5 protein-coding genes and 1 pseudogene are annotated in these 6,047 nt (G+C 66.6%); 5 read left to right on the top strand and 1 reads right to left on the bottom strand.

All coding sequences use genetic code 11. The features are described 5' to 3' along the window. Positions 1-88 precede the first annotated feature (88 nt). The 4 genes and pseudogenes from Voc01_RS52265 to Voc01_RS54990 all read left to right on the top strand — a co-directional run. Complete coding sequence (locus tag Voc01_RS52265) at positions 89-487, top strand: hypothetical protein (RefSeq protein ID WP_203935277.1); 399 nt, start codon at positions 89-91, stop codon at positions 485-487. Positions 488-806: 319 nt separating this feature from the next. Then, positions 807-1,514, top strand: a complete 708-nt coding sequence (locus tag Voc01_RS52270) for a hypothetical protein (protein WP_203935278.1) — start codon at positions 807-809, stop codon at positions 1,512-1,514. 88 nt (positions 1,515-1,602) lie between these two features. Beyond that, positions 1,603-2,076, top strand: a complete 474-nt coding sequence (locus Voc01_RS52275; protein ID WP_203935279.1) for a UPF0158 family protein — start codon at positions 1,603-1,605, stop codon at positions 2,074-2,076. Positions 2,077-2,225: 149 nt separating this feature from the next. Beyond that, a pseudogene (locus Voc01_RS54990) lies at positions 2,226-2,600 on the top strand (DUF1877 family protein); the annotation flags it as partial. A gap of 333 nt (positions 2,601-2,933) precedes the next feature. Here the strand turns inward: Voc01_RS54990 and Voc01_RS53900 are convergent. After that, positions 2,934-3,128: an inositol oxygenase gene (locus Voc01_RS53900; RefSeq protein ID WP_239161118.1), complete on the bottom strand. Its 195-nt coding sequence runs from the start codon at positions 3,126-3,128 to the stop codon at positions 2,934-2,936. A gap of 200 nt (positions 3,129-3,328) precedes the next feature. On the opposite strand from Voc01_RS53900, the gene Voc01_RS52285 reads away from it, so the two are divergent. Next, on the top strand, positions 3,329-6,047 hold a 2,719-nt coding region (locus tag Voc01_RS52285; protein WP_203935281.1), incomplete at its 3' end, for a tetratricopeptide repeat protein.

Here is a 6,047-nt window from a genome sequence, read left to right on the forward strand (position 1 = left end):
CCCCCCAGATCACGTGCGCGGATCTGCCGCTGACTGTGCGGCGCCGAGGGTCGGGCGTCGACTGTCCTACCCGGTCTACCCTGGTCCGGTGCTTGACCTGGACCGCTTCGAACTGAAAGAGGTGGCGGATGCGCTTGCTGACCAGAGCGCGTACGAGCACCGATGGCTCATCGATCCGCAGACTTGCAAGATCGTCTTCTGGACTGCGGACACCTGTGTCGACGGGCACAACCCGGTCGATCTCGACGAGCTGGACCACCTGGTCCCCATCGCCCCGCTGCCGTCACACGTCTGGTATCGGGACATGGCCGACTTCGCTGAGCGGATCAGTGACGGCTCCGCCGGCCGCCGGCTGGCGCGCGCTATCGACGGTCGCGGCGCGTTCCGCCGGTTCAGGGCAGTGCTGCACGAGAGCACCCGCGCCTGTTCACGGCGTGGCAGGCATTCTGCGAGAACCGGGCCCGCCGCCGCGCCGTTGAACGGCTAGCCGATCAATCGCTCATCGACCACGATGCCGCCAGCCACTACCTCGCCACACACTCAGACGTCGAACTGCCCTGACCTCCGAAGCGACTCCGAGCGACCGAACAACCGGACCATCGCATTGCCTTTCGACCGCACTGATCTGCTTGCAGTCAGCGCGCTCAATGGCAGCCGCAACTGGGATGTCTGCCCCATCGGGCGGCCGAGGCCGAACGGAGATAGTGATAGTGCCCGGGACGGGCTGGTGCTACTGGTGCCGGTCGTGTCCTGGGCGGTTTGCTGTTTCTCCGCGTCTGTGGTGCTGTGACTGGCACGATCGGATCATGGTCGAGGAGAGCCGTGATGATCGGCGTGAGCGGTTGTCAGCGCAGCTTCCGGACTGGTACCGGCCGGTACTCGCCGAGCGCGACGCAGAGACCGCATTCCGGCTCGGCTCTTACCATGTGCTTCGGCAAGGTTTGTCCCATGCCGGCTTCGCCCGGGGATGGTTCGCCGTCGCCGTCGAGCTCGGCGGGGTCGACATGGCTTGGCGTGTCTCTGTTGAGCACATCGACTGGGGTGACGACCGGTTGGCTGCGTGGTGGATGCGCTATGCCATCAGCCACGAGTACTGGAACCACCCGAGTGGGGTCATCGTCGACCCGACGGTGTTCGCCCTGATCTTTGATGATCTCGGCACCGCCGTAGGGCAGGACTTCGGCGTGAAGGTGGTGGCTGCCGACGGCGAACGGCTCGAGGCGGCGCTGGACGCGGCGGCGCGCCGGTTCGCGCTGGTCACGGCCGACGGCCGGGAACTCGACGACCACGAGGCATTGGAGCGGCTGCTGGAGGAGGGCGGGGACCTTGATCCTCGCAACTACACGCCCAACAGCGCCATGGCCACCAACTCGACGGTCAACTGCGACTGTAAGGACGGCACAATGCCGTTGATGGCTCGCACCATGATCCGCATTCTGGTGGCAGAGCTCGACGCGGTCGGACTACGGGGCGCCGAAGTCAAGCCCAGGCCGGGATCCGAGGTCGACCGGTAGCCGGCCGCACCCCTTGCAGCCGCTCGACGGCGTTCACTGCCTGTGAGCGGTTAAGGCGTCAATGATCCGGTCGGTCTACCCTGGCTTGGTGCTTGACCTGGGCCACGTCGACCTGGAGGAGATCGTGGGTGCGCTTGCTGACCAGAGCGCCTACGAGTACCGGTGGCTGATCGATCCACATACCGGGGAGATCATCTTCTGGACCGCGGACACCGGCATCGACGGGCAGAACCCAGTCGATCTCGATGAGCTGGACCACCTGGTCTGCATCGACCCGCTGCCGTCGCACGTCTGGTACCAGGACATGGCCGACTTCGCCGACAAGATCAGCGATGACGCGGCCGGTCGCCGGTTGGCCCGCGCCATTGACGGTCGCGGTGCCTTCGGTCGGTTCAAGGCGGAGTTGCACGCCGGCTACCCACATCTGATCCCGACGTGGCACGCCTTCCGCGACAACAGGGCCCACCGCCGCGCTGTTGAATGGCTGGCCGACCAATCGCTCATCGACCAAGGGACCGCCAGCCATTACCTGGCCACCCATCCGGACACCGAACTGCCCTGACCCGCATTGATCCTCACCGACCTGCACCAGAGACCCACGCCACCGCCTCTCGGCCACACTCATCTGCCGCCGTGCGCGCGGCTGAAGTGTGGCGCTGCTGGTTCTCGGCGGTTTTGAGTGGTGCAGAATTTCGGCTCGTGAACATGATCATGGAGTACGTGAGGTTGCGACCGCACGAGCTCGCGGAGCTTCGCCGGCTGCTGGTCGAGGACCCGGACAGCGCGTACGAGTACGCCGGCGATCTGCGGATGGGAGACGAGGACGAGGCCGTGTCCGCACGAGGTATGAATACCGACCAGGCGTGGGCCGATCTGCGGTGGCTGCTGAACAGGATGGACCCGCCAATCGACATCATCGGTGGTGGCGAGCCCATGACCGACGATGAGTGGGGCTACGACTCGCCCCGACTGCTTGCCGCCGCCGACGTGGCCGACGCGGCGCGGTTCCTTGCGGCTACCCCGTTCGCCAGTCTCGAGGAGCACTATGCCGCAGCGGAAATGATCGACGCCGATGTCTATCCGGGTATCTGGACCCAGACTGGGCGCTGTCATATCTGGGCGAGAGCTACATGCGACTCGTGGCCCTGTTCTGCGCCGCGGCCGCCGACCACGAGTCGATCGCGGTGTGGTTGGCATGACCAGCATCTGAGCCGATGCCGAACGCGTAGACCTCACCGTCGTGACGTGAGTTCGAACGCTCGTGATCACTTCGCGCAGCCGAGTCCGTCGACCTGCAAAGCGGCCACGATGAAGATCCATGGCGTCCGGATTTGCTGCCGATCGTGCGCGTCGGAATGCGAGCCGCTCACTCGAGTACCCGAACTGCCGGACGTAGTGCGTCGGAGCTCGGTGAGCTTCCTACCTTCCGGCGAACAGCTCGCCATCCGGTTCGCCGGACCCGACCGGGAAGGTCACGCCGACTGCGTCCCACCGCGGCGCGAACGGCGTGAACACCTCGGACAGGTCGTGGTGTGCGACGGCTGCGTGGCCGCTGGTCGCCTCGACGCGGTCGACCGGCACCCCGTATACGCCGGCCACCGCGACCCGGGGCACCAGACCGTCGACCGTGCCGTCGTCGCCGACCTGCCGTCGAGCGCGGGCACATCGAGCAGGGACGGACCACCTGAGGTTCCCCCGGTTTCATGGAGTTCGGTTGATCGCCGGTGGGCGGTGTCTCTCAGCCTTCCGAACCGTCGATATTCTGTTCGTCTCGTTTCACGTGGTCCGCGGGCCGGGTTGCGGGGTGTGCTGTGGTGTCGGAGGACCGCGTCGATGTGTTGATTATCGCGGCGTCGCCGTTGGAGCTGGCGGCGGCGATGGCTGCTGGCCTGGCTGGGTTGGCTGGGCCGTGGGTGGTGGAATGGGATCAACGCGGCCAGGAGGGGTCGACGCCGTACTGGTCGGGCGAGTACCGCGGCGTTGGCGGCCGCAAGTTGGCAGTGGCGCTGGCCAGGCCGATCGCGCCGGGCCCGCGGCTTACCTCGACTTTAGCGACGACCTTGGTGGAACAGTTGCGACCGCAGTTGTTGGCGATGTGCGGGGTGTGTATCGGCAATCCGGAACTGGTCGCGCCCGGCGACGTGGTGATCGCGGAGGTGGCCTACGGGTGGGATGAGGGCGAGCACGGGCTGCAGGGCTTCGCGGCTGACCACCGGCAGATTTCCCTGGATCCGGAGTGGGTTCGGAAGGCGCAGGACTTCGATCCATCGGGGTTGCCGAGTTATGGAGCGGCCGGCGTGGACGAGGCGATGTTTTGGCTGTTGGAGCGGCTGAAGCAGGGTATCGATCCGCGCCATGCCCCGGCACGGGACCGGTACTTCCCGAACGGGAGCTGGGGTTCGCGGCTCGCCCGGTTCACGGCCGGCGGCATCATCTCACGACGGCGGGACGGTTCGGTTCAGTTGACCGACGCCGGCTTCGAGTTGATCCATCGCCGCCTGTATGACGATGTGGATGGCCCGGCCCGGTTGCCGTTCGGGGTGACGGTCGCGCCGGTCGCCTCCGGCAGCGCGATGATCGCCACCGGCGGAATCTGGCAGCAGCTCGCCAGGCAGGGCGTACGGACGGTCGCCGCCATCGACGGCGAGGCTGCAGTAATCGCTACGGTGGCACACCACCACGATCGCCGCTTACCCTGGCTCGTCGTCAAGGGGGTAGCCGACGACACCGGCGGCGGCGACAGATACACCAAGTTCGCCGCCCGGGCATCGGCTGAGGTGTTGTTCGCACTGCTGGACGGCCTCTCGCCCACGGTGCCTCAGACAGAGGTCACGGGCTCAGCGCCACCGGTCGCCGGCCTGGCAACCGATCCGTCGGTGTCGGTCACCGGCTCGGATAGCGTCCAGATCGGCGAGGGCAACATTCAGTTCGACCCCCGGGTCGGTCCCGCCGGTCTACCGTCGCCGCGAGCCGATCGGCCCGACCCGCCAACCGTCGAGATCGCCGTGCACAATCTGCCCTCGGCCGGCTCCAGGGTCTTCGTGGGGCGAGATGTGAACGAACTCAGGGAGTTGCTGCGGGACGACGGGCCGGGCCTGGCCGTGTACGGCCTGGGCGGCGTCGGCAAGACGGCGTTGGCTATCCGCTACGCCCGGACAGATCTCCATCGGTACCGGCTGGTCTGGTGGATCACTGCCGACAGTCCGGCGAGCATCGATGCGGGCCTGGCCGAACTGACCGAGCGGCTCCACCCGGCCAAGACCTCAGCGGACGCCCGGCGGTGGGCCATGAACTGGCTGCGCTCGAACGGTATATGGTTGCTGGTGCTCGACAACGTGGAAGACGTCGAACATGTTCGCCCGTTGCTGGACCTGGCGACAGGTCAAAGCCGGGTCGTGCTGACTACGCGCCGGAACCTCGGCGCTGCTGGGTGGGCGGTCCTCGGCCTGGCCTCGCTGCCGTTGGAGGTGCTGGAACGGACCGCCAGTGTGCAACTGCTGGAACAGCTGACTGGCAACGACGACCGGGCCGGGGCACGTCGCCTGGCGGCGGAGCTGGGCGATCTGCCGTTGGCGTTGGAGCAGGCGGCGACCTACCTCGGACTCCATTCCAGCATTGGGTACGCCGGCTACCTCGACATGCTGGCCAGACGATTCGACCGCATCGCAGACCGGGCCGGTGAGGGTGGCGACGCCCGACGCACTGTCAGCCGGGTCTGGCAGATCACGATGGGGACCATCAGGGCCCGCTCGACGCTCGCCGTTCAGACGATGGAGGTCCTGGCCTGGCTCGCGCCGGACAGCCTGCCCGTCGACGTGCTGCATCCACTAGCCGAAGATCCAGACGAGGTCGCGGAGGCGGCGGCCCTGCTGGCCTCATACAGCATGATCAGCTACACGGGCGAGACGATCCGCGTGCACAGGCTCGTTCAGGCTGTTACCCGCACCGCGTCGGCCGCCGGTCCAGCGAGGCAGGCTGTCGAACTGCTCATGGCTGCCGTCCCCGGCCATGATGTGTGGAGCGAGCCCACTACCTGGCCGCGGTGGAATGTGCTCCTTGCGCACATCGACGCCCTCTACTCACTCATCGAGCCGGACAAGATCGACCGTGACCTGCTCTTTCTGGGTGATCGGGCGGCGGCGCTACGGCAAGGACATGGCCAACTCGATCTCGCCATCACCCGTTTTGAGCAGGTGCTCGCCCAACGACGACGGTTGCTTGGTGACGATCACGTGGACACGCTGAATTCTCAGCACGGCCTCGCGGGTGCCTATCGGTCAGCTGGACGGGTGAGCGAAGCGATCAGGCTCTTCGAGGACGGGCTCGCCAAGCGCAGGCGGTTGCTGGGCGACAGCCACCTCTCCACTCTCAACTCTCGTTACAGTCTTGCCGGCGCCTACCAGGCGGCAGGACGGGTCGATGAGGCAACGGCCATCTTCACCGAGGTTCTCGCCGAACGCAGGAAGAAGCTGGGCAGCGATCATCCAGATACCCTCAGTTCCCTGTACAGCCTCGCGAGCGTCCGCAGGTCGG

The organism is Virgisporangium ochraceum (genome assembly GCF_016863655.1).
In the GTDB taxonomy this organism is placed as follows: Bacteria; Actinomycetota; Actinomycetes; order Mycobacteriales; family Micromonosporaceae; genus Virgisporangium; species Virgisporangium ochraceum.

Bases quoted from the DNA above. Each gene is read 5' to 3' on its own strand.
- Voc01_RS52270 (WP_203935278.1), top strand. From the start codon at position 807: ATGGTCGAGGAGAGCCGTGATGATCGGCGTGAGCGGTTGTCAGCGCAG.